22 protein-coding genes are annotated in these 24,410 nt (G+C 58.6%); 5 read left to right on the forward strand and 17 right to left on the reverse strand.

The features are described from left to right. Nucleotides 1-64: 64 nt before the first annotated feature. Together ACQY4Z_RS03525 and ACQY4Z_RS03530 are read right to left on the reverse strand one after the other, a co-directional pair. Nucleotides 65-1,051: a GlxA family transcriptional regulator gene (locus tag ACQY4Z_RS03525; protein ID WP_428526714.1), complete on the reverse strand. Its 987-nt coding sequence runs from the start codon at nt 1,049-1,051 to the stop codon at nt 65-67. A 199-nt stretch (nt 1,052-1,250) separates the two neighbouring features. Continuing rightward, nucleotides 1,251-1,907, reverse strand: coding sequence for a GntR family transcriptional regulator (locus ACQY4Z_RS03530; protein ID WP_428526716.1), 657 nt, complete (start codon nt 1,905-1,907; stop codon nt 1,251-1,253). Nucleotides 1,908-2,046: 139 nt separating this feature from the next. Between ACQY4Z_RS03530 and dctP the strand changes: the two genes are divergently transcribed. The 5 genes from dctP to ACQY4Z_RS03555 all read left to right on the forward strand — a co-directional run bounded on the left by dctP (nt 2,047) and on the right by ACQY4Z_RS03555 (nt 7,745). Next, complete coding sequence (dctP, locus tag ACQY4Z_RS03535) at nt 2,047-3,033, forward strand: TRAP transporter substrate-binding protein DctP (protein WP_208326742.1); 987 nt, start codon at nt 2,047-2,049, stop codon at nt 3,031-3,033. 69 nt (nt 3,034-3,102) lie between these two features. Beyond that, nucleotides 3,103-3,651: a TRAP transporter small permease gene (locus ACQY4Z_RS03540; RefSeq protein ID WP_133950771.1), complete on the forward strand. Its 549-nt coding sequence runs from the start codon at nt 3,103-3,105 to the stop codon at nt 3,649-3,651. After that, the gene (locus ACQY4Z_RS03545) at nt 3,651-4,967 is read left to right on the forward strand and encodes a TRAP transporter large permease (protein ID WP_133950773.1); all 1,317 of its coding nucleotides are present in this window, start codon (nt 3,651-3,653) and stop codon (nt 4,965-4,967) included. Before ACQY4Z_RS03540 ends, ACQY4Z_RS03545 begins: the two co-directional genes overlap by 1 nt. Continuing rightward, on the forward strand, nt 4,964-6,241 hold the full coding sequence (locus tag ACQY4Z_RS03550) for a malonyl-CoA decarboxylase (protein WP_428526720.1): 1,278 nt from the start codon (nt 4,964-4,966) through the stop codon (nt 6,239-6,241). Before ACQY4Z_RS03545 ends, ACQY4Z_RS03550 begins: the two co-directional genes overlap by 4 nt. Continuing rightward, entirely contained in the window at nt 6,222-7,745 is a 1,524-nt protein-coding gene (locus ACQY4Z_RS03555) for a malonate--CoA ligase (RefSeq protein ID WP_428526722.1), read from the forward strand. The genes ACQY4Z_RS03550 and ACQY4Z_RS03555 overlap by 20 nt, the downstream gene beginning before the upstream one ends. Before the next feature lie 50 nt (nt 7,746-7,795). Here ACQY4Z_RS03555 and ACQY4Z_RS03560 read toward each other — a convergent pair whose 3' ends face one another. From ACQY4Z_RS03560 to ACQY4Z_RS03630, 15 genes are all read right to left on the reverse strand, one after another. After that, nucleotides 7,796-8,590, reverse strand: a complete 795-nt coding sequence (locus ACQY4Z_RS03560) for an IclR family transcriptional regulator (protein WP_428526724.1) — start codon at nt 8,588-8,590, stop codon at nt 7,796-7,798. An 83-nt stretch (nt 8,591-8,673) separates the two neighbouring features. Continuing rightward, the gene (locus ACQY4Z_RS03565) at nt 8,674-10,014 is read right to left on the reverse strand and encodes a TRAP transporter large permease (protein WP_133950781.1); all 1,341 of its coding nucleotides are present in this window, start codon (nt 10,012-10,014) and stop codon (nt 8,674-8,676) included. A gap of 50 nt (nt 10,015-10,064) precedes the next feature. Beyond that, a complete protein-coding gene (locus tag ACQY4Z_RS03570) occupies nt 10,065-10,562 on the reverse strand; it encodes a TRAP transporter small permease (RefSeq protein WP_133950783.1) in 498 nt (165 codons plus the stop codon). Nucleotides 10,563-10,623: 61 nt separating this feature from the next. Next, complete coding sequence (locus tag ACQY4Z_RS03575; protein WP_428526727.1) at nt 10,624-11,691, reverse strand: C4-dicarboxylate TRAP transporter substrate-binding protein; 1,068 nt, start codon at nt 11,689-11,691, stop codon at nt 10,624-10,626. Nucleotides 11,692-11,863: 172 nt separating this feature from the next. Then, on the reverse strand, nt 11,864-13,384 hold the full coding sequence (locus tag ACQY4Z_RS03580; RefSeq protein ID WP_428526729.1) for a class I adenylate-forming enzyme family protein: 1,521 nt from the start codon (nt 13,382-13,384) through the stop codon (nt 11,864-11,866). 66 nt (nt 13,385-13,450) lie between these two features. After that, nucleotides 13,451-14,233, reverse strand: coding sequence for an oxepin-CoA hydrolase, alternative type (locus ACQY4Z_RS03585; RefSeq protein WP_428526731.1), 783 nt, complete (start codon nt 14,231-14,233; stop codon nt 13,451-13,453). Between the two features lie 3 nt (nt 14,234-14,236). Continuing rightward, a complete protein-coding gene (locus tag ACQY4Z_RS03590) occupies nt 14,237-15,370 on the reverse strand; it encodes an acyl-CoA dehydrogenase family protein (protein WP_428526733.1) in 1,134 nt (377 codons plus the stop codon). A 12-nt stretch (nt 15,371-15,382) separates the two neighbouring features. Continuing rightward, entirely contained in the window at nt 15,383-16,579 is a 1,197-nt protein-coding gene (locus tag ACQY4Z_RS03595) for an acyl-CoA dehydrogenase family protein (protein ID WP_428526735.1), read from the reverse strand. Between the two features lie 10 nt (nt 16,580-16,589). Continuing rightward, nucleotides 16,590-17,768, reverse strand: coding sequence for an acetyl-CoA C-acyltransferase (locus tag ACQY4Z_RS03600; RefSeq protein WP_428526737.1), 1,179 nt, complete (start codon nt 17,766-17,768; stop codon nt 16,590-16,592). An 11-nt stretch (nt 17,769-17,779) separates the two neighbouring features. Further along, nucleotides 17,780-19,867 (reverse strand): 3-hydroxyacyl-CoA dehydrogenase NAD-binding domain-containing protein, encoded by a 2,088-nt coding sequence (locus tag ACQY4Z_RS03605; RefSeq protein ID WP_428526739.1) that lies wholly within the window; start codon nt 19,865-19,867, stop codon nt 17,780-17,782. 309 nt (nt 19,868-20,176) lie between these two features. Continuing rightward, nucleotides 20,177-20,464, reverse strand: a complete 288-nt coding sequence (locus ACQY4Z_RS03610; protein ID WP_428526741.1) for a GIY-YIG nuclease family protein — start codon at nt 20,462-20,464, stop codon at nt 20,177-20,179. 237 nt (nt 20,465-20,701) lie between these two features. Then, nucleotides 20,702-21,397, reverse strand: coding sequence for an ABC transporter ATP-binding protein (locus ACQY4Z_RS03615; RefSeq protein WP_428529701.1), 696 nt, complete (start codon nt 21,395-21,397; stop codon nt 20,702-20,704). Nucleotides 21,398-21,405: 8 nt separating this feature from the next. Then, nucleotides 21,406-22,185, reverse strand: a complete 780-nt coding sequence (locus tag ACQY4Z_RS03620; protein WP_409690768.1) for an ABC transporter ATP-binding protein — start codon at nt 22,183-22,185, stop codon at nt 21,406-21,408. Further along, nucleotides 22,182-23,444 (reverse strand): branched-chain amino acid ABC transporter permease, encoded by a 1,263-nt coding sequence (locus tag ACQY4Z_RS03625; RefSeq protein ID WP_428526744.1) that lies wholly within the window; start codon nt 23,442-23,444, stop codon nt 22,182-22,184. The genes ACQY4Z_RS03620 and ACQY4Z_RS03625 overlap by 4 nt, the downstream gene beginning before the upstream one ends. Next, nucleotides 23,441-24,373 (reverse strand): branched-chain amino acid ABC transporter permease, encoded by a 933-nt coding sequence (locus tag ACQY4Z_RS03630; protein ID WP_428526746.1) that lies wholly within the window; start codon nt 24,371-24,373, stop codon nt 23,441-23,443. The genes ACQY4Z_RS03625 and ACQY4Z_RS03630 overlap by 4 nt, the downstream gene beginning before the upstream one ends. Between the last annotated feature and the right edge of the window lie 37 nt (nt 24,374-24,410).

Consider the following 24,410-nt stretch of genomic DNA (forward strand, 5'->3'; position numbering starts at 1 on the left):
TTCTTATCCGAACAAAACCAAACCGGGATCAAACGGCGGCAGCTTAACCAGATCACTAAGGAATCTACCGCATCCTCTTCCGGCGTTGCGTCGGCGTTTCTCCATATTCCGCCTTGTAGGCGAGCGAAAAGGATCCCGCGGAGCCAAACCCGCAAGAAAGCGCGATCTCGATCTGTTGCAGATGGGTGTCCACGACGAGCGCATGCGCCTTCTTCAAGCGAATTTTCTTATAGAGTTTCGACGGCGTCGTGTTGAAATAGACTGTAAACAACCGCTCCAGGTGACGTGTTGACAAACCAACTTCCTTGGCAACATCTGCAAGACGCAAGGGCTGTTCGATGTTGGCCTCCATGAGCCGCAGTGCGTTTTGCAGCCTCTTTTCAAAGTAACTGGAGCTGTAACTGCTGCCTTTGGGTTGTTCGGATGAAAATCCGCGAACACGATCGAGCACAAGCAAACTGGCAATCTCGGCGCACTGCCGGCGGTCCAACTGGCCTTCAAGCACACCGATCATTGCTTCGAGGGTATGACCGTGGCCGGCACAGGTCAGCACGGTGCCATGTGTTTCCACCAAACTGTCTGTCAGTTTCGGATAGGAGCCGACTTCCTGCAACAGAGACACGTCACGCCAGTGCGCGGTCGTTGGCGCATCGAGGTTATTGACCGACCTCACATATTGACGGGACGCGTCCGAGAGGAGGATGACGCGTCGTTGCAACTGTTGCATCGCCCTCAAGCGCGCCAGCCATGCCTCTGGAGGGCTGGAACGGCCGCCAATGACGACCAGGCAATCGCACAAATACTGGCCGCTGATGGCGGGGGCCGCCCGTACGATCAAATCTGAGCTGCTGGTCACCAATCCCGGTTCATCAGAGATGACTGACCATGAATAGACATCGTTGTTTAGAACATCGTTTGCCGTGCGCAGTACTGTTGTTACGGCAGAAAGTTCCAGGTCCGAAAATCCTGGCTGAACAAAGATCTCAAAAACAACCTTTGCACCATCTTCGTACGGCGGGCCTATGGTTCGAACTTCAGCTCTCTGGTTCATGTGATTGATGCTAGCAACTCAAGCCAAATCATTTCGATCTTCAGATTACTCATCTACATCAAAGCAAGGACCGTCCGAAGTACTTTATTTCGGGAGTTCAGCGTTTCACAACCTGCCTCGCTGCTTCGCAGACAGCTTAAGGACCCAAATCGGCATGTTCTGTCGAAGCCGCGCAGATCACTTGCGGACTTGAAGTGACCTATTCAGCTGCGTGCTTCAGGCTGGCCATCAGATGGTGGAATTTTTCGCCCTGAACCGCGACATGGCCCCGGATGGCCGCAGCTGCGCCCTCGCCATCCCCTTTTTCCAATGCAGTCACAATAGCTTTGTGCTCGGCCATGGATTGCGGTAAGCGCCCTCTTGCCCTGAGCTGCATGCGGCGGAAGGGTTGTAGGCGCCGGTAAAGCCGGAGGCATTCCTGCTCCAGAAACCCATTCCCGGACTGCCGGTACAATATGGCGTGGAAGCGTTCGTTTTCCAGGTAATAGCCATCCGTGTCCTGAGCTGCGACCGCTTCATCACAACGCGCGTTGGCAGCATGAAGGTCCGACAAGGCCTGGTCCGTGATGCGGCTTGCGGCGAGACGCGCGCAGACGGCTTCCAACTCGGCCATCACCTCGAACATCTCCAGAAGTTCGACCGGCCCCGGTTGTCGCACAAAGACGCCACGCCGGGGGATCTGCTCCACAAGGCCGGACTGCGAGAGACGCTGCAAAGCTTCCCGGACCGGGGTGCGTGAGACTTCAAACCGCTCGGCGAGCTGGACTTCATCCAAACGCGCGCCATCTTTGTAAGTGCCCTCTAAAATGAGGCCCTCCAATTCGTCGGCGATCAGATCTGCACGTTTCCTATCCATGCCGCTGACATAAACACACCTATTCCCTGCACGCAATAATTTCCATCTTGTATACAAAAAATTTGACGGAGAATACATTCGGTGCAAGGATGCCTCTCGAGCTTGACCAAACGTCACACGCTCTTTGGGAGGAACAACAATGACCATGAAACTGACATCTGCCGTTGCAGCTGCCGCGCTGCTCGGTTCTGCTTTTGCCGCCAATGCCACGGAACTGCGCCTGTCGCACCAGTGGTCCACCAGCGATGTGCGCCACAAGGTGGCAGAAATCGTTGCCAATGAAGTCGCCGCTGCCGACGTGGATCTTGAGATCAAGATCTTCCCGTCAAAGTCCCTGTTCAAACCGCGCGAACAGTACAAGCCGCTCAGCCGCGGCCAGCTCGATATGACCGTGTTTCCGCTGAGCTATGCCGGCGGTCAGCAGCCTGCTTACAACCTCACCCTGATGCCGGGTCTGGTGAAGAACCACGATCACGCAGCCCGTCTCAACGAAAGCCCGTTCATGGGCAAGATCGAAGAGATCATGGCAGGTGACGACGTGATGGTTCTGGTTCACGGCTACCTCGCTGGCGGCTTTGTCGGCAAAGACAAATGCATCACCGCCCCGGAACACGTAAAGGGGCAACAGACCCGTGCAGCCGGTAAGGCATTTGAGCAAATGCTCGCGGGGGCCGGTGCCTCCATTGCCTCCATGGCGTCGTCAGAAATCTATAACGCGATGCAGACCGGCGTTCTGACGGCTGCGAACACGTCGTCCTCATCCTTCGTCAGCTATCGGATCTATGAGCAGGTCAAGTGCTACACACCGGCCAGCGACTTTGCCCTTTGGTTCATGTATCAGCCGCTCTTGATGAACAAATCCACCTATGACGGCCTGAACGATGCCCAAAAAGCCGCGCTGCAGGCAGGTGCCGCCAAGGCTGAGGCGTTCTATCTGGAGGAAGCCAAGAAGCAGGATGCGGCGTCTGCCGATATTTTTGCAGAAAATGGCGTCGAGATCGCGCAAATGAGCCAGGAGGAGTTCGACGCCTGGCGGGCCCTTGCGCAAGAGACCTCCTACAAGGCCTTCATCGAGCAAACCCCGGGCGGCCAGGAGCTCCTGGATATGGCACTGTCAGTTCAATAAGTCTTTGACCGGGGCGGTGTCACGCCGCCCCGCCTCTCGCTACCCTTTTTCTTTTTTCGGGAGTTCCCCATGGCGGGTCACAGCTCGGCAGCCGTTGCGCGTGCCGGTAACAACCCCTTTTTGCGCGCTGTCGCGGCCATTTCGACCGTTGCAGGCTGGTGCTCGGCAGCCATGATTGTCGCCGCCGTTGCGATCACATGCCAGATGATCTTTGTCCGGTTCGTGTTGAACGGATCGACGGTCTGGCAGACGGAAGCGGTCATCTATCTGGTGATTGCCGCGACGCTTGTCGGCTTGCCTTATGTCCAGCGGTTGCGCGGCCACGTCAATGTGGATCTGGTGCCGCTATCCCTGCCGCCACGGGCTCGCTTTTTCCTCGCGTTGATTACCCTCTCGTTGTCGATCCTGATTGTCGGGATCATGCTGTTTTATGGCTTTGAATACTGGCACTTTGCCTGGGACCGCGGCTGGCGCTCGGACACGGTGTGGGGCGTCCGGCTTTGGATCCCGTACCTCTCCCTGCCCGTTGGGTTTGGCCTGCTTCTCTTGCAGCTGATTGCCGATCTGGTCGCCGTCATCACACGGGTTGATCGCCCGTTTGGCCTGGAGGACGCATAATGGACCCGCTTCTCCTTGGTGCATTGGTCGCCTTCTTCACTATCTTCGTCCTGTTTTCCGGTGTCTCGGTCGCGCTGGGGCTTCTGATTGTCTCAGCCGGGTTCCTCATCATCTTCGATGGCATGCGATCCTTGGAACTGATGCCGGAAATCCTGTTCGGCAAACTCGACAACTTCGCGCTCCTCTCGATCCCGATGTTTATCATTATGGGCGCTTCAATCGCGTCCACGCGCGCTGGTGCCGACCTTTATGAAGCGTTGGAACGTTGGCTCACACGCGTTCCCGGCGGGCTGGTCGTCTCCAATCTTGGCGCTTGCGCGCTGTTTGCTGCCATGTCCGGGTCCAGCCCGGCAACGTGTGCGGCAATTGGCAAGATGGGCATTCCGGAAATGCGCAAGCGCGGCTATCCGGACGGCGTTGCAGCCGGCTCGATCGCAGCTGGCGGAACACTCGGCATCCTGATCCCGCCATCGGTTACGATGATCGTTTACGGCATTGCGACCGAAACCTCGATTGGACGACTGTTCCTTGCCGGTGTCATTCCAGGTCTTCTGCTGGTCGGCCTCTTCATGGCATGGTCGCTCTATTCGACGTGGCGCTCCGGGGATGCCTCAGTCTTGAGTGCCGGCAGCTATACCTGGAAACAGCGTTTTGAGATCCTGCCTCGGGTCCTGCCCTTCCTCGCGATCATCGTCGGCGTGCTTTACGCCATGTATGGCGGTATCGCGACACCGTCGGAAACGGCCGCTGTCGGCGCGCTGATGTGTCTGATCATCGCTATGGTGATCTACAAACTCTGGAACCCGGGAGATCTTTGGGTTGTCCTGCGCGACAGCACCAAGGAAAGCGTGATGATCTTGTTCATCATCGCTGCTGCCGGCGTGTTTTCCTACATGCTGTCCTCGTTGTTCATCACGCAGGCAATTGCCGAATGGATCGGCACTCTGGATGTGAACCGCTGGGTGCTGATGGGCGCCGTCAACATCTTCCTGCTGATTGCCGGTTTCTTCCTGCCACCGGTTGCCGTGATCCTGATGGCAGCACCTATCCTGTTGCCGATCATCACAACGGCCGGATTTGATCCGATCTGGTTTGCCGTTGTCCTGACGATCAACATGGAGATCGGCTTGATATCGCCACCAGTCGGCCTCAACTTGTACGTCATCAATGGCATTGCACCGGATATCTCGCTGAAGACCATCCTTAAGGGGTCCTTGCCCTTTGTGGGATGTATGGTCGTCGCAATCATCCTGTTATGCATCTTCCCGGGACTGGCAACGTGGTTGCCGGATGCTGTGATGGGACCAACACGATGACCCTTTTGGCCGATCTGCTGTCTTCAATCTTTGACCGCCGGTACCGGACCTTTCTTCCCGGAAGCTCCGACAACCGGCCCATGGAGGAACTTACTTCCGCGCTTTTGGGTGCGTCGGGCGAGGTTTCGGGCAGCACCATCGCCCGGATCATCCTCGACCGGTATGAAACTGCGGAGGAAGACGAAAAACTGTCCTTTTTCCGGCACTTGGCCGAAGACATGGCGGTCTCACCTCAAGACCTTCGCGCGGCACTTGAGACCTATGAAAAGGGGCAAACGAAAACCAGCTACGAAACCCTGGTCCGCGCTGCCGAACCACGCCGGCAAGAGCTGATCCGCCGGCTCAACCAGGTGCCGGACGCCACCCGATCCCTTGTTGCCATGCGCGCCGATCTCCTGCGCTTCAGCAAGGAGGACGACGCCCTACAGGCGCTCAATGTCGACTTCGGGCATCTGTTTGCGAGCTGGTTCAACAGAGGGTTTCTCGTGCTCAGACCGATCAACTGGGAAAGCCCGGCCAATATCCTTGAAAAGATCATTGAATATGAAGCGGTGCACGCCATCGACAGCTGGGATGACCTGAGACGGCGCCTGCAGCCCGCCGACCGGCGCTGCTTCGCCTTCTTCCACCCCACAATGCCGGATGAACCGCTAATCTTCGTGGAAGTCGCCCTCACCAAAGGTGTTCCCTCATCCATCCAGGCGCTCTTGAGCGAGGAACGGGAGCATATTGAGGCAGAAGACGCGAACACGGCGGTCTTTTATTCCATCTCGAACTGCCAGAAGGGGCTAGCGGGAATATCCTTCGGCAATTCTCTGATCAAACAGGTTGCTGCAGATCTTTCCCTGGAGCTGCCGGGCCTCAAAACCTTTGTAACCCTGTCGCCAATTCCAGGTTTCCGCAACTGGATCGAGAAAAACGATCTAGGCCCGCTTCCCGACGACCCAAAGCAGCTCAAGGCACTTGCGGCCCATTATCTGATTGCAGCGAAACGACGGAACGGATTGCCGCTTGATCCAGTGGCCCGCTTCCATCTCGGCAACGGCGCGCAGGTCTATCAAGTTCACGCGGACGCCGACCTTTCTGAAAAGGGTCAACAGCAATCCGCCGGCGTGATGGTCAACTACCTTTACAATCTGTCGAAGGTCTCGCAAAACCACGAGCGCTTCGCCACCTCCCATGAAATTGCGGCCTCTTCGGATATCAAGTCGCTCAGCGCGGCCGCTGAAAAAACACTCAACAGGAGCCCGACCGATGGCCAACCCGCTCTTTGATCAGCTGTTCGGCAAACACGCCGGCAAGACGACACCTTTTTTGCATCTGGCAAGCGGGGCCACCCTCACCCACGCCGATTTCCTGGGACAAGCGGCGCAGATCGCCCATGCCTTGACGGAGTTCGGATTGAAACCGGGTGACCGGCTCGCAGCCCAGATTGAAAAGTCACCCGAGGCACTTGCTCTCTATGCGGCCTGCGCGCAGGCCGGTGTGATCTTCCTGCCGCTCAACACGGCCTATACCGTCGATGAGCTGACCTATTTCATCGAGAACAGCGGCGCCACGCTTGTGGTCTGCGATGCGCGCAGCGAAGCCGCGCTCACGCCGATCGCAACTGGCCTTGGAGCCAGACTTGCTACGCTGAATGCCGATGGCTCCGGGTCTTTGACCGAGACTGCAAAAACCAAACCGGCCACCTTCGATGTTGTCGACCGGTCCGCCGATGACCTGGCAGCCTTTCTCTACACTTCGGGGACGACTGGACGGTCGAAAGGCGCGATGCTGACCCAGGCGAACCTCCTTTCGAACGCAAAAACGCTGACGGACTACTGGAAGTTCACCGAGACGGATGTGCTCCTGCACGCCCTGCCGATCTTCCACACCCATGGTCTGTTCGTTGCGACCAATGTGATGCTCGCAGCCGGTGGTTCCATGATCTTCCTGCCGAAGTTCGATCTGGACGCCATGATCGCAAACCTGCCGAAGGCGACCTCCATGATGGGAGTGCCGACGTTCTACACCCGGCTATTGGACGATGAGCGGTTCACCAAGGACCTGACCAGCCACATCCGCCTGTTCATCTCCGGAAGCGCGCCACTACTGGCTGAGACCCATGTGCGGTTTGAAGAGCGCACCGGGCACCGGATCCTGGAACGCTATGGCATGACCGAAACCAACATGAACACGTCAAACCCCTACGACGGAGAGCGCCGTGCGGGAACCGTAGGGTTTCCCCTGCCCGGTGTTGATCTCAAGATCACCAACCCGGAGAGCGGCGCAACCCTGCCGGATGGTGAGGTCGGTCAGATCGAGGTTCGGGGAGCAAACGTGTTCAAGGGCTATTGGCAAATGCCGGAGAAGACCGCCGCAGAACTCCGGGAAGACGGGTTCTTCATAACCGGCGATCTCGGCAAGATCGACGCCGATGGCTACGTCCACATCGTTGGCCGGAACAAGGATCTCATCATTTCCGGCGGCTACAACATTTATCCGAAGGAAATCGAGTTGATCCTCGATGAACAACCGGGTGTTCTGGAAAGTGCCGTTATCGGTGTGCCGCATGCCGATTTTGGTGAGACCGTCGTGGGTCTGATTGTCCCGGAGGCCGGAGCAAATCCCGACCTTGATGCCATTCAGGCAGCCGTGAGCGACGGCCTTGCCCGCTTTAAGCACCCGCGCAAGCTCATCGTTGTCGACACTCTGCCGCGCAACACCATGGGCAAGGTTCAAAAGAACATCCTGCGGGACACCTACGCAGATCTTTTTGCTCCAGTCGCAGAATAAAGCGACACACCCCAAAACTGGCTCCCCTGCTCCGGCAGGGGACGCGGCTGCTAGACCGGCAGCAATACCGAGTAATTCTGGCCTGTAATCCTGCGCAGCTCTTCAACGGCGCCGGCGAGTTTCGGCCCGACACTTTCTTTCATTCTCGCAACGGTGAGAACGTCGGCGGCGGCGCCGCTCAAGAAGGTAACCGGCTCGCTGAATTCTGACGGACGGTAAGGCGTCGCCAGGGCGTTGATCGAGTTGGAGAACCGGTCGTCCCCGGTCAAGTACATGTATCCGTTTGCCAGCAGCTGGTCCTGGGACTTCACGGACAGGGACCGGCATTCGGCGGCCTGATCCCCCGGCAAGAGTGTCATCAGCTTGCGCCGCTCCTCATCTGTCAGAGCTCCCAGATAGGCGGCCCCTGTTGACGACTTCAGAACCGGCATCCGATAGCCGACATTCAGCCAGATCGTTGCGGAGTTTTCCGGCCGCCAGGTTTTGACCATCAGCATTTCGCCATCGTCCTGAATGGCAACGCCGATCAGGGTTTTGGTATCGTTGGCGAGCTTCTGCATGATCGGCGTTGCTGTTTCGATAAACCCGAAGGCGGCCGCCGCAATGTTGCCAAGCGCCAGCGCCGATGGGCCGAGGCGGTATTTGTCATGATGACGGCCATGCGTGAGGTAGCCCAAAGCGCACAAGGTGAAGGTCAAGCGCGACACGGTCGAACGCGGCAAACCGGTTCGCTCGGATATCTCAAGGTTCCCGAGCCCATTGTCCGTGGGCCGGAAAACTCTGAGCACGCTCAGACCGCGGGCCAGAGTATTCGCGTAGCGTTTGTCATCCTTAAGATCGGGCATATTTTGTCGCTTTATTGATGTCCCACTTTGTATCTATCCAATACCTCTTGGCCTTTGCATAGCCCAGATCCTGAAACTCCACGTTACTTCACAGCTTCTGACAGGAAGAGTGAAATGGCTGGGAAACTGACGATCAGCGCAAGCACGACCAGGTCCACAGCCAGGAAGCGCCATATGCCTGCAAATATCGTCCCAACCGGCGCTTCCTTGCCAACTACGTTGGCCAAAACAAAAACGTTCAAGCCGACCGGAGGTGTGATCAAGCCGATCTCCAGCAGTTTGACCACGACAACGCCGAACCAGATAAGATCCATGCCGTTTGCTTCAACCAGCGGGATCATCAGCGGCAGGGTCAGCACCATGATGCCGATCGGATCAAGGAACATGCCGAGAAGGATGTAGACCAGGCAGATGCAGAAGAGCAGCATGGCCGGGCTGAGTTGCGCCTCAGACACGGCCTGAACCAGAGCCGGGGCAATGCCGGTGAGCGCAATGGCCGAAACAAAGATCTTTGCCGCTGCAGCAACGATGAACAGCGAAGATGTCTGAATGACGGTATCGCGCACCGCATGCCACAGATCTGGCAGGCTCAACCGGCGTTGCATGAAGCCGATGGCGGTCGTGACCACCACGCTGACCGCTGCAGCGGCGGTTGCGGTAAAGAAACCGCCGTAGATCCCGACAACAATGATCAGAAAGATAAGCGCCGCCGGCCACGCTTCCTTGGCGGCCTGAATTTTCTCTTCCCGGCTTGCCGGTGCCTCCTTCGCCGGAGCCACCTTCGGATCCATGGCAATCCAGACGGCAATCACCAAAAGAAAGCCGAGAAGGGTAAGAATTCCGGGAAGAACACCGGCGACAAACAACTTGCTGACCGAGGTTTCAGTGAAGATTGCGTAGATGATGAATAGAACGCTCGGCGGGATCAAAGACCCGAGGGTGCCGCCCGCTGCGACGCTTGACGTGGCAAGCTTCGGATCGTAGCCGAGCCGCAACATCTCAGGCGTACAGATCTTGCCCATGGTCGAGGCACAGGCAACAGAGGACCCGCTGATTGCGGAAAAGCCGCCACAACCGATCACGGACGCCATGGCGACCCCGCCGCGCAGTTGCACCAGCCAGACGCGCGCAGAATTGTAGACAGCCGTCGTGATCCCCGCCTTGTAGGCGATGTTGCCCAAGGCCACGAACAGCGGGATCATCGACAGATCGAAAGAATGGATCAGGTCGAACGAATTGGAAAACACCATCGCCGACGTTGCCCGGAACGCCCGCTCCGGCATGAAGGTGCCCGTGCGCAGAGCGAAGATCATAAAGGCAGCGGCCGTTGCAACGCCGATCAGAGCAAAAGCGATCGGCACGCGCATCGCCAGCAGGATGAGCATGAAGGCAAACGCAATCAAGCCAATGGTTGCCGGATCCATAAAGACATTCCCTGAAAGTATTGAGTGTCAGACTGAAAATTGAAGCTGGCTTAGTGGGTGCCGGTGATAATCACGCGCCCACGGATTGCCGAAACCGCATCGCCGATCAGCATCAGCACCAACCGGATCCAGCAGAGAACGAGCCCCAGAACGAACGCCAAGCGGCCTGGCCACTGCGGCAGACCAAGATCACCGTAAAACGCATTGCCCGTTTGCCACTGATAGATAAATTCGTGGGCTGCAGACCAGATCAGTGGGATCAGCGCGACCGCACCGAAGGCTGCGCCAAAGACGACAAACCAGTTCACGACCCGATCGGGCAGGAAATTGGTCACGAATTCCACGGCAATGTGAGACCGGCGGGCCGTTGCTGCGGCCAAGGGCATGACGATTGCCAGAACCATGAGTTCGCGGACAATGATGATCGTGTCCGGCACAGACGCATTGAAGACGTTCAATGCAACAACATCTGCAAATATCAGCACTGCAAGCAGAATGGTCGCGGTCACGGCCACATCTACAAAAATCCGCTCCAACCGATCAAGCATCAGGTTCCCTCCCCGCTGAAGAAACCGGGGCGGCGAGCGCCCCGGCTGTTTGTCTGCGCGATCAGTTGCGCTCCCAAGGATATCCCTTCTCTTCGAACTCCTTGGTGTAGTCGGCAACGGCCTCGGTGTAAGCCGCCATCAATTTGTCAGCATCAAACCCAACGCTGTTTGCGTTTTCCTTCCACTCCTCAATGAACGGCTGCGTCGCTGCGTTCATGGCAGCACGGTCCTCAACGCTCAGCTCAAGCACCTTGATATCCCGCTCGAATTCGCCGGCTTTCATGGCTTCAAGCGCCTTGGCATTCCGGCTCATGACGATCTGGGCGAACTCGTCCGCCAGTTCTTCACCGGTCTGCAACATGATCGATTGCTGCTCTTCACTCAGTGCATCGAACGACTGCTTGTTCATGAACATGCCGAAGCCGCCGATCTGACCCCAGTTCAGGACCGTGAAGCTGTCGATCACTTCGTGCCACTTCAGAGCCGGGATGATGTAGGTGTAGCCCTGACTGCAGTCGATCAGGCCATTGTTCAGCGCCTGATAAGCCTCATAGACACTGAGATTGACCATGGTGGCCCCCATCTGGCCGAACACCTTGCCGTAGACACCGGCGCCGCGGATCCGCTTGTCCGCGATATCCTTCACCGAAGCGATTTCACCGCCCGTGCAGGCCACGTTGACATCTGATGCGGTAAAGGTCCCGATGTAGACCAAGTTTTTATCGGCCAAATGTTTGGTGATTTCCGGCGTGTTGCGCATCAGTTTGTCTGTGGCCTTCAGGCCAACCCAGACATTCGGGCCGCTGATCGGCAGATCAGCGATGGAGTAGGCAGCCATTTCTTTCTGGAAATAGGCCGAGATAATCGATCCGGCATCAGCAACGCCAAAACCGATGGCATTGGCCGATGCGTTCGCCTTGAACAGGGCGCCACCGAACTGAATGTCCAGTTTCATGTCACCGCCGGACAGTTCACCGATCCGGTTGTTGAACCACTCCAGTGCCGTTGGGATGGTGCCGCGTGCAGGGCCTGCGTGGCCATAAAAAATCGTGGTTTCCGCAACGGCTGCGGACGCGCTCAGTCCTGTGGCAAGGACCGCTCCTGCGAGCAAAGACTTCAAAACTTTCATAGGGTCTCATCCTCCATCGACCTTAGATTATTCCACTATATGGAATTATTTTTCATTTGAAAGAATAAAGTGCATTCCCTCAAACTTGCCGTTCGCCGGACCGGTAAAACCCGGCAAACAGGCTGGTTTCTGTGACAGTCTTCTTCGATCAACCCTTTGTGTGGCCTACGTTTTATGCAGGTTCAGCCAGGTCGTTCGCGAAGGTCTCGATCAGTTTGGATTTCAGGATTTTTCCGGTGGGCGCGGCCGGCAATTCATGGGCGATCACGATCCTGCTCGGCCGCTTGTAAGGCGCAAGCCGGTCGTGCAGGAACGCTTTCAGGTCCTCCTCGGTCACGTGGCTGCCTTTGGCGACCTTCACAAACGCCAGAACCTCTTCATTGCCTTTCACCGGACGCCCGACGACACCGGCAACGATCACCTCCGGATGGTCGGTCAAGATCCCCTCGACCTCCACCGGATAAACGTTAAAGCCGGAGCGAATGATCAGCTCCTTGGACCGGCCAGCAATGTGCAGGCGGCCTTCGGCGTCGAACCGGCCAAGATCGCCTGTTTTGAAGAAACCGTCGGCCGTCATGACCTCCGCCGTCCGTTCCGGATCCCGGAAATACCCCTTCATGACTTGCGGGCCACCAAGAAGGATCTCGCCAATCCCCTTATCCGGCTCTGCTCCCAAGGCCTCCAGATCCAGCCGAAGAACGCACTCGCCCATCGCCCGGCCCACACTGATATCTGGGTCGCCGATCTCGTTGAGGGTTGCACAGACACCAGCGGCGCCTTCCGTCAGGCCGTAGCCGTTTTGAAGCGGAAGTCCGTAAAAGGCTTCGGCTTCCCGTTTCCAGGCTGGATCGAGCGGGGCTCCGCCGGACGACACAAATCTCAGGTGGCCGGCATCGTATTTCGCCTTGTTGTGGGCCCGGGCGTAGTGAAACAGGTGGGCATGCATTTGCGGTACACCGGGCAACAGCGTGACATCGGTCTGCAAGGCCTCATAGAGCCGGGCCACATCGAATCTTGGCTCAAGCCGCAACGTGGTTTGCGCGACAGCTGCCGACAGCAGAGCCACAAAGCCGTAAATGTGTGACAAGGGCAGCGCCAGATAAGTCACGTCGTTGTCACGGCGGCTGCGAAGTTTTACCGATGCGAGCGCCGCGCTGTTCAAATTCCCGTGGGTCAGCATGGCGGCCTTCGGGGTTCCGGTCGTCCCGGAGGTGTAGAGCATCAGGGCCACCTGCTCCCGGCCGTCTGCAAAGACCGGTTCCACGTCTGCCCCCTCGCGCCGCATCAGCGCTGCTTCGCCGAAACTGCCGGTCACTTTCTCCGCGCCGAAGTGATCTGCATGGGTATTGGCTGCCTCGGACACGTCCGTGCTGAACATGACAACGCTCGGATCACTGTGCGAAAAAATCCGCTCCAGCTCAGCTTCGGTGAGGCGCGCGTTGATCGGCACTATGATGGCGTCCATACGGCTGGCGGCATAAAAGAACGCCGAAACCGAGACGCAGTTTTCGAAAACCATCACCAGGCGATCACCGGCCTTCAGGCCGAATGAGCGCAAAAGGTCTTCGGCCTCGCCCGCTGCCGCCTTCAGCTCGGTCCAGGTAAATGCCCGGTCGGCATAGTCGTGAATGGCAACGGTATCGCCCCGTTTTGCGGCCGCATCATCCAGAAAATCATGAATGCGATTGTGCATTGCGTTTCCTCCAAGTCGCCGCTCTTCGGGCAGCGTTTGTCAGCCGTTTTGTTTGTCGCCCGCGTCTCAGTCGCAAAACACCGGACGGGTTTTGTTCAAAATGGCCGCAATGCCCCGGCGGGCCTCCTCGCCCCCCAAAGCTTCCGCCATGGCATCTCGTTCTGCATCGAGTTGTGCATCCAGCGTCGCGGTCTCTGCGGAGGTCAAAAGCCCCTTGATGGCGGCCATGGCCTGCTCCGGACCGGCTGCGATTTTTGCGGCCAGCGCTTGAGCCGCGGACAGTGCCCCTCCGGGATCCGCCAGCTCGGTCAAGACGCCCAAGTCATAAAGGCGCTCTGCAGTGAGCGGCGTACCCAGCAAGGCCATCTTGGAAACCGTGCCGCGCGGCAAGGCATTCATCAGCGCGTGAGTTACACCACCATCAGGAACCAAACCGGCCTTCACATAGGCGAGCGTGAACGTCGCCCCTTTGGCGCTTACAACCATGTCGCAGGCGAGCGCGATGCTCAGACCGGCCCCGGCAGCGCCGCCCTCGACCGCGCAGATGACGGGCTTGGGACAAGTCCGGATCGCCCGGATCAGGTCATGGAGCTTGCCAATTGCAGCCTTGCGCTCCTCGAGCGTCATATTGCGGCGTTCTTTCAATAGGTTCAGATCGCCGCCGGAGCAGAAGTAATCTCCCTCCCCGGTCAGCACCACGGCCGTAATCTCAGGCGTTTTCGCTGCTTCCGCCAATCCGTCCAGAAGACCGTCATAGTACTCCGGCGACAGGGCATTGCGCCGGGCAGTGTTGGTGTTCCGCAGGACCAGATGGTCCGGATGCACTTCTTTTCGAAAGAGCCCGCTCATGGATCAGGCCGCGTTCAAGGAAATGAAACGTTCCAGATGATGGTCAACATCCCCGAAGAGATGATCGATCATCACCATGCGGCGAACGAAATGCGATAGGGCATATTCATCCGTCATCCCGATGCCGCCATGCATCTGGACAGCTTCCTCGCCCACCAGGGCACTCGCGCGGCCAATCAGGTTCTTCGTTGCACTCACATACCGTTCACGCAGGGCGCGCGGCGCGTCCAGATGACCGGCCAGATTGATCACTGCGGAACGTGCCTGCTCCACCTCGATCAAAACATCTGCCATGCGGTGCTGCAGCGCCTGGAACTTGCCAATCGCAATGCCGAACTGTTTGCGCTCCTTCAGGTAATCGATGGTGAGCGCCTTCGCCGCTTCCATTGCACCGAGGGCCTCGGCACTGACCGCGAGGGTTGCCCGGGCAACAGCTGCCTCGATCGCCGCGAAAGCTTCACCGGATGCACCCAACCTTGCGCCTTCGTCCAAGACCACATTTTCAAGACGAATGGTCGCGGCCGATGTGCCGTCCACATTCGGATGATCGACGATGGTCATACCCTTAGCATCACCCGGAACGAGGAAAAGGGAAATGCCCGTCTCGTCCCAATCCGCTCCGGCCTCACGGGCGGACACCACAAGCATGCCGGCCTGCGCGCCGTTCAGCACATGCGCCTTCGTGCCGTTCAGCATGATCTGGCCGCCATCGGTTTTCGCCGATGCGGTGACATGATTGAGGTCGTACCGTGAGGCCGGTTCTGCATGGGCAAACGCCAGGAGGATCTCTCCCGCAATGACGCTGCCAATCAGCTTTTTCTGGCTGTCCGATCCGAGGTCCGCGATCAGGCTGCCGGCAAGAACGGCGTTGCCAAGGATCGGCTCGATGACACCGACCCGGCCGAGCTCTTCAAACACAACTGCAATGTCGAACCCGGCCCCGCCGAGGCCGCCATCCTCCTCAGAGAACATCGCACCAAGAACACCCAACTCAGCCATCTCGGCATAAATATCGGCATCATAGGCCTTGCCGGACGCGATCAGCTTGCGCCGCTCTTCGTGGCCATATTTTTCGCCCAAAAACTTCTGCAACATGTCGCGCAGCAAGCCGCGCTCTTCCGTCAGATTAAAGTCCATCTGCTCAATGCCTCACAGTTGCAGGATTGCTTTGGTGATGATCGTACGCTGGATCTCATTGGACCCTCCGAAGATCGAAAGCTTGCGCATGTTGAAATAGTTGGGCGCTGCCGCCGGAGCGTGTTCCGGGCCTTCGGCCGGGACGTTGTCGCCGCCATCCAGATAATCGGGCAGGAACGGCATGGCGTCGGGGCCAGCTGCGCGGCGCAGGAGCGAGGACAGCTCTTGGCGGATTACCGTGCCCTTGATCTTCAGCATCGAGCTTTCCGGTCCGGGTGCCTGCCCCTTGGCGGCAGCGGAGACAACCCGCAGATTGGTCGTTGCCATGGCCATCAGGTCAATTTCGGCCTGCGCCATGCGCGCCGCGAAATATGGGTTCTGATCGAGTGGTTTGCCGCCGGACTGGGTGTTGGCAGCCACATGTTTTAGCGTTGCCAGCGCAGCGTTTGAAAAACCGACACCTGCAATGTTGGTCCGCTCGTGGGTGAGCAGGTACTTGGCGTAGGTCCAGCCCTTGTTTTCTTCGCCAACGAGGTTTTCGACCGGCACGCGGACGTCATCAAAGAAGACCTCGTTGACCTCGGCCTCGCCGTCGATCAGCACGATCGGGCGCACGGTCACGCCGGGCGTGTTCATGTCGATCAACAGGAAGGAAATGCCTTCCTGCTTCTTGGCGTCCGCGTCGGTACGTACCAGGCAGAAGATCCAGTTGGCGTGCTGGCCGAGTGTCGTCCAGGTTTTCTGGCCATTGACAATATAATGGTCGCCGTCGCGGACCGCCTTGGTCTTGAGCGCGGCAAGGTCTGATCCCGCGCCCGGTTCAGAGTAGCCCTGACACCACCAGTCTTCGCCGCTCAAGATACGCGGCAGGTAGTGCTGGCGCTGTTCTTCCGATCCGAACGCCATCAGCACCGGCGCCAGCATCGAAAGGCCGAACGGCACGATGCGCGGCGCATGCGCCAGACAGGCTTCTTCTTCGAAAATCATCCGCTGAACGGCATCCCATTCAGCGCCGCCGTATTCCTTGGGCCAGTTCGGAGCAAGCCAGCCCTGCGCATTCAGGATTGCATGCCAGCTTTCCATGTCAGACTTGGTCAACCGTTTGCCGAGACGCACCTTTTCGGAGAGCTGGCGCGGCAGTTTTTCACTCAGAAAGGCCCGCACTTCGACGCGGAACGCTTCTTCCTCAGGCGTGTAGCTCAGATCCATCAAAGCCCCCTTAGAAAATCTCGAACAGGCCGGCAGCACCCTGTCCGCCGCCAATGCACATGGTGACAACGCCGAGCTTGGAGCCTCTGCGACGACCTTCCAAAAGCAAATGACCGGTCATGCGGGCGCCGGTCATGCCGAACGGGTGGCCGATGGAGATGGACCCGCCATTGACGTTGCACTTCTCCGGATCGATGCCGAGCTGCTCCCGGCAATACAGTGCCTGGGAGGCAAATGCCTCGTTCAGCTCCCAAAGGTCGATGTCGTCGACGGACAAGCCGTGGCGCTTTAAAAGGCGCGGCACGGCGTAAACTGGGCCAATGCCCATTTCATCTGGCTCACAGCCCGCCGTGACGAAGCCTTTCAGCGCGCCGAGCGGCTCAAGGCCCTGTTTTTCAGCCAGATCAGCGTCCATCAGGACGAGCGCCGCAGCGCCATCTGACAGCTGGGAGGCATTGCCGGCGGTGGTGAAATTGCCCTCACCGCGCACCGGCTCCAGCGTGGCCAGGCCTTCGAGCGTCGTGTTCGGACGGTTGCAATCGTCCATGGAAAATGTGACTTCCTTGCGGGTCACTTCCCCGGTTTCCCTGTCTTTGAAGGCCTGGGTCACGGTGATCGGCACGATCTCATCGTCGAGCTTTCCGGCAGCCTGAGCTGCGGCAGTGCGCTGCTGGCTGACCAGCGACAGTTCGTCCTGGGCATCGCGGCTGATGTTGTAGCGCTTGGCGACGATATCGGAGGTCTCGATCATCGACAGATAGACTTCCGGCTTGTGCTCATCGAGCCATTTCTCGCGCGCTGCAGGCGGGCGGGATGGCGGCATCTGGCTGATGCTTTCTACACCACCGGCGATCGCAGCCGGGGCACCTTCAACGGAAATTGCATGGGCTGCCATCGCAACGGCCTGAAGGCCGGAGGAGCAGAACCGGTTGATGGTGACGGCCGCTGTGGTGACCGGCAAACCGGCGCGCAGAACGGACTGGCGTGCGATGTTGCTGCCGGTCCAGCCTTCCGGATAGCCGCAGCCGATGAAGGCATCTTCGATGATGGCCGGGTCCACCTTGGACCGCTCCACTGCGTGCTGGATCGCATGACCGGCCATGGTCGCACCGTGGGTTTCGTTGAACGCGCCCCGATAGGATTTCGCCAGCCCGGTCCGGGCGGTCGAGACAATAACTGCTTGTTTCATGAAATGGGGCCTCACGCGTTCAGGCTGGCGAAGGTCTTGCCTTCCGCTGCCAATTTTTCCAACAGGGGGGCCGGTTGCCACAGGAAGTCATCTTCTTCGGCAAACCGTTTGATATCGTTCAAGATCTTGTCGACGCCGACCGTGTCCGCATATTGCATCGGACCGCCGCGCCAGCGCGGGAAACCGTAGCCGTTGAGCAAGGTGACGTCGACATCGAGCGGACGCTGTGCAATGCCCTCCTCCACAACGAGCGCGGCTTCATTGACCATCGCCGCCATGTAGCGGTCAATGATCTCCTGATCACTCAAGCTCCGACTTTCAATGCCCTTGGCTGTACGTTCCTCGGAAATATATCCAAGGATATCGCCATTCGGCGTCGGCTTGTCACCGCTATAGTCGTAAAACCCGCGGCCGGTCTTGCGCCCATGATGCCCATCTTCACAGAGCTTGTCGGAAAACTCCGCATAGACCTCGCGCGGGTCCCGGGTCGCCGCCAAACGCTGGCGTGTCATGTAACCAATGTCGAGGCCAGCCAGATCGCTGACCGCAAACGGCCCCATGGCCAACCCGAAATCCACCAAGGCCCGGTCGACATCGAAGGGGCTGGCACCGGCAAGCACCGCGCCATCAATGGCCTTTCGGTAGGTTGCGAGGATCCGGTTGCCGATAAAGCCGTCGCAAACACCGGCGCGCACGCCGATTTTGCCAAGACGCTTTGCCAGCGCAAAGCCGGTCGCAATCACATCCGGTGCGGTCTTAGCGCCGACAACGATTTCCAGAAGCCTCATGACATGCGCAGGCGAGAAGAAATGCAGGCCGATGACATCCGCCGGACGGCTGGTGATCTCAGCGATCTCGTCGACATCCAGATAAGACGTATTGGAAGCAAGAACAGCACCCGGCTTGCAGATCTTGTCCAGCTTGCCAAAGACCTCTTTTTTGACGTCCATGCTCTCGAACACGGCCTCAATCACAAGATCGGCTTCGGCAAGCGCTTCGTAGTCGGAACCCGCCTTGAAGTGTCCGGCCATGATGGCGTCGAACTTTTCCTGGGAGAGCTTGCCGCGCTTGACCGCACCGGCGAGGTTCTTGGAGACCGTTGCTTCCGCCTTGGCAACGGCGTCTGCATCCCGCTCAATCAGCGTGACCGTCCGGCCGGCCAAAAGCGCAGAGGTCGCAATGCCGGAGCCCATGGTGCCACCACCAATGATGCCGATATTTTCAAGTGTACGCGGCTCGACGCCCTGGATTTCCGGTAACTTGCCGACCTGGCGCTCGGAGAAGAACGCATGGATCAACGCGGCGCGCTGATCTGAGTCCATCAGCTCGCGGAACAATGCCCGCTCCTGTCCCAAGCCTTCGGCAAATGGCAGGTTCACGGCGCCTTCAATAGCATCAATGCATTTTTGCGGAGCGATCTGGCCGCGCGCCTTCTTGGCGAGCGTGGCTCGGGCCTTTTCGAACAAACCGTCTTCCGGCGCATTGCAGGCAAGGCCGCTGACCGGTCGCGGCCCGGCGCCCTCTTCAACAAGTGTCTTCGCATAGGCGAGACCGGCAGCGCGCATGTCGTCTTCGCCGCTGATCTGATCGATCAAACCGAGCTCAAGCGCTTGGTTGGCAGACACCGGCTTGCCGGAGGTGATCATGTCGATGGCTTTTGCGACCGGCACCAGGCGCGGCAGGCGCTGTGTCCCGCCGGCTCCCGGCAGAAGACCGAGCGAGACTTCCGGTAGGCCGAGCTTGGTCTTCGGCGCGGCAATCCGGTAATGCGCACCAAGGGCAAGCTCCAGTCCGCCACCCAAAACCGTGCCATGAACGGCGGCAATCACAGGCTTTGTGCAGGCCTCGATTTCGTTGATGAGTTCCGGCAGAAACGGCTCTTTCGGTGGCTGACCGAATTCGCGGATATCAGCTCCGGCGACAAACGTCCGTCCGGCGCCATACACCACGGCAGCCTTGATCGTGTCATTCGCAGCAATGTCCCGAAACGCGTCCTGAAGGCCGGAGCGGACGGCATGCGAGAGCGCATTGACCGGCGGGTTCGCTATTTCAATGACGGCAATGTTGTCTTCGAGTGTCAGATTGACGCTTTGTGTCACCACAAGGCCTCCCAGTCCAAGTGATTAGTACGTGAACAAAGTCCTAAACATATCCGGAAGAAATTTCAATATGTGGAATTCAATATTTTATATTGAAATTAAGAAGCTAAGTGTCACGCGTTCGAGCAATCACTTTCTGTCTGCCCTCTGCCGTCCCGGACAAAGCAAAGCGGCGCCCCGGGACCGGCCCATTTCGGCTGCTCTTGGTCCCGGCTCGGCGGCCGGGACGGCAAGTAGGTTAGCTTCCCCCTCCAGACTTATACACTTCGCGCTGTCCCGGACCTGATCCGGGACCAGCTTCAAACCCACTTAGAACGGGATTTGATCACGGATATCTCTCCAGTCTGGGTTTGATTTGGCAATCAGCTCCTCCTTCCAAGCTCGCCGCCAACGTTTCAGCCTTCGCTCTTGATGCACGGCATCAATGACTTCATCGTGGACCTCAAAATAGACGAGCGTCTTAATGTTGTATTTTTGGGTGTGGCTACCGGGTATCCCCGCCGCGTGCTGCTCCAATCTGTTTCGCAAGTCCCGCGCCGAACCAATGTAGATCGCTCCGTGTGGTTTATTCGCGAGGATATAGACGTAGTACGGCATCCCCCGACCCTCATGTGATCCCGGCGCAAGGCCGGGACGGCACCGAACCAGGCCCGGCGATCTTCAGTTACTCCGCTGCCCTCTACCATCCCGGACCTGATCCGGGATCTGTCCGCTGTATTCGAGCCGAAAGCTGAACGCCGACAACGCGAGCGTAGTAGACGCCAACAAACCCAGCTCGCCGTTTTTGGTCCCGCCTCGGCGACCGGGACGGCGACGCGGAAAGACCCGAGACGCTTACACTTCCAGCCACTCGCGGCGGATGTCGTCGCGGGTCAGGAATTCCTGCGGCGTTCCCGAATAAACGATCTCACCATGTCCCATGACATAGACACGGGACGCAATTTTCAGCGCGATGGAGAGTTTCTGCTCCACCAGGAGGATCGACACCCCGGCCCGGGCGATTTCCGCCAGAAGCTCCCCGACCTGGGCTACGATCCGCGGCGCAAGGCCTTCCGTTGGCTCGTCGATCATGATCAGCTGCGGATCGCCCATGAGTGTCCGGCAAATCGTCAGCATCTGCTTTTCCCCGCCCGACAGGACACCGGCCGGCGTGTCTGCGCGCTCGGCAAGGTTTGGGAACATTCTCAGCATGTCCTCGATCGCCCAGCGCCCCGGCCGTTTCATGTCCTTGATGCCGAGCACAAGGTTCTGGCGCACGGTCAGACCCGGAAAGATATCCCGGTTCTCCGGCACATACCCAAGACCTTTCAGGGCGATTTCATGGTTCGCGAGGCCCGAGATGTTCTCGCCCTTGAACCAGATGTCTCCCTTTGGCGCGACTTCGCCCATGATTGCCTTCACGGTGGTCGAGCGGCCAACACCGTTGCGCCCGAGAAGGGCCACCACTTCGCCTTCGCCGACCTCCAGCTCGACACCGCGCAGAACGTGGCTTTTGCCATAAAAGGCATTCAGCCCGCGAACTGACAACATCCCGGTCATCACGCTGCTCCCTCAACCATCGGCAAATCCTCGGCTTCGTCGCCAAGATAGGCTTCGCGCACCTTCGCATCCCCGCGTATGGCCTCCGGTGGCCCGGATGCAATGATCTTGCCGTAGACAAGAACCGAAATACGGTCGGACAGCCCAAAGACCACGCTCATATCGTGCTCGACAATAATGAGTGTCTTTCCGCGTGTGGCCCGCTCAATGAGCGCAACGGCCCGCTCCGTTTCCGAATGGCTCATCCCGGCGGTTGGTTCATCCAGCAAAATGACATCGGCCCCGCCCGCAATGGTGATCGCGATCTCAAGTGTCCGCTGATCGGCGTAGGGCAGACTTGCAGCGGGCAAGGACGCCTTGTCGATCATGCCGACGGTCTCCAGAATCTCCGCCGTGCGGTCTTGGACATGTCTCAAGTTGCCGATGTTGCGCCAGAAGCTGTAGCCGGTGCCGAGCGACCAAAGAACCGCACAGCGGACATTCTCGCGGACCGTCATGTTGGCGAAAATGTTGGAGACCTGAAAGGATCGCGACAGACCCTTGCGGTTGATCTCATGGGCTTTGCGCCCGGAGATCTTCTGCCCACCCAAATGAACACTGCCGGACGTTGGCCGGTGCAGTCCTGAGATCAGATTGAACAAGGTTGATTTGCCGGCCCCGTTCGGCCCGATGATGGCGTGCCGTTCCCCCGGCTGGATGTCGAGAGTGACCCCACGGATGATCTCGGCGGGGCCGAAGTTCTTGGTGAGATCCCGGATCGACAAAGCTGGTGTGCTCATGACAAGGCCTCCTCTTTGTCCGATCCGCTGGACCGCATGATCCAACCGCCAAGACCGACCAGACTAAACGCAAGCAGCCAGGTCACGGGATTGTCCGGCGCAAGGGCAAAGCCGAAGGGCTCAAACACCTCGCCAAAACCACTGGATTCTCTGACCGCCACTTCGATGGTGATCACAATGCCGGCAAAGGCGAGCAGAGCTCCGGCCGCATAGCGCGCCCAGCGCCCCAGGATCACTCCGCGATCCGGGATCTGCAGCCCTTGCGAGATGGAGACCAGGACCCCGGCAAGACCGGATGGCGCAAACATAACGATCATCATGAACAGGAGCCCGAGATACAAAAGCCAGGCTTCGGTAAAGTCGGAGAGGTTGGATTGCATGTAGGTGAGCAAGACCGCGCCCAGCATCGGCCCCGCGAAATAGCGGATGCCGCCGACATAGGCCATCAGCAGAACAAATCCGGACGGGATCACCGACAGGGTCTCAGGGGTGAAGATTTCGTAATTGACCGCAGCCATGCCGCCCGCAAGGCCTGCAAATCCGCCGGCAAAGATGAAAATCAGATAGCGCACCCGCTGCGGATCATAGCCGACAAACTCCACCCGCTCCGGATTGTCGCGCACCGCCTCGCCCATCTTGCCCAGCGGCGTGCGGGTAAAGGCAAACATCGCAACGGTTCCAATCAGCGTCCAGGCGGCAATGAACCAGTAGACCTCGTTAATCGGGCCAAGACTGAGACCGAACAGCTCAGGCCCGATCATGCGATCACCGGAGACACCCTCTTCGCCGCCAAAGAGGCTGGTGAACATGAAGCCGGCAGCTGCCACCAGTTCGGCAAGGCCTAGCGAGATCATCGCGAAGGGAATCCCGGCCCGCCGGCACGACGGCCAGCCGATGACAGCCCCCGCAAGGGCGCCGCCTGCAAATCCGACAAGCGGCAAGGCAAAGACCGGGAACATGCTCCAAAGGCCGGTCCCGGTTTCAATCGCCTGCATGGCATGCATCGCCGCATACCCACCGAGGCCGAAATAGACCGCATGACCAAAGGACAACAGCCCCGCGCGGCCAAGCAGCATGTTGTAGGACAGGGCGAACACCATGTTGATGCCAATCGCGTTCAAGAGCGAATAGGTGGTGCGCGACGGCCCCGTGAGCGGAATCACCACCAGAACGGCGGCCATAATCAGAAACGGCAACACACGCGTTCGGAATTTCTCCGACTGTGACGGCGCGAGGGATATGGACAGTGTGTCGGTCAAAATTCACGCTCCCCCATCAAGCCGCGTGGGCGGATCATCAGGACCAGAACCAGCAACAGGAACGGCAGCATCGGGGCCAGCGAGGCAATCGAGATTCGGCCAAGATCGCTCAGCGGGTTCAGCCTGGTGAAGGCAAAGATTTCAGCGAAGGTCGTATCGATGGAAATTGCAAAGGTCTGAAGAAGACCAATCAGAAGCGAGGCGATGAACGCGCCCTCCAGGCTGCCCATACCGCCAACCACGACCACAACGAAGACGATCGGTCCGATGGAGAGAGCCATCGCGGGCTCGGTAACGAGATAGTTGCCTCCGATCACACCGGCGAGCCCGGCGAGCGCACAGCCGAAGCCAAACACCATCATGAAGACCCGCGGCACATTGTGGCCAAGGTGCCCGACCATATGCGGATGAGTGAGCGCTGCCTGGATGATTAGTCCCGCGCGGGTGCGTTTCAAAAGGAACCACAGCCCGGCCAGCATCGCGATAGACACAACCAGCATAAAGATCCGATAGGCCGGATATTGAGCGCCAAACAGCGTGAACAGCGGAAAATCGAGCTCAGCTGGGATTTCATATGGAACCGGGATCTTGCCCCAGATGATCTTGACGAGTTCGTCGATCAGATAGGCCAGGCCGAAGGTGAACAAGAGCTCGGCCAAGTGCCCGTTTGCGTGGACCTTTCGGAGGCCCCAGCGTTCAATACCGGCCCCTGCCAGCCCCACCAGGATCGGCGCCAGGAATAAAGCAATCCAAAAGCCCGTGACCGAGCCGATCGTATAAGCGAAATACGCGCCCAGCATATAGAAGCTGGCGTGCGCGAAATTGAGCACGCCCATCATGCTGAATATGAGGGTCAGGCCGCTGGAGAGCATGAACAGCAAAAGCCCGTAAATCACCCCGTTCAGCAGAGAGAAAAAGAGTGTTTCCATGCATGTCCTGCCTTGAAGGCCGCGCGCATTGATGGAA

The organism is Roseibium sp., assembly GCF_965276855.1.
In the GTDB taxonomy this organism is placed as follows: domain Bacteria; phylum Pseudomonadota; class Alphaproteobacteria; order Rhizobiales; family Stappiaceae; genus Roseibium.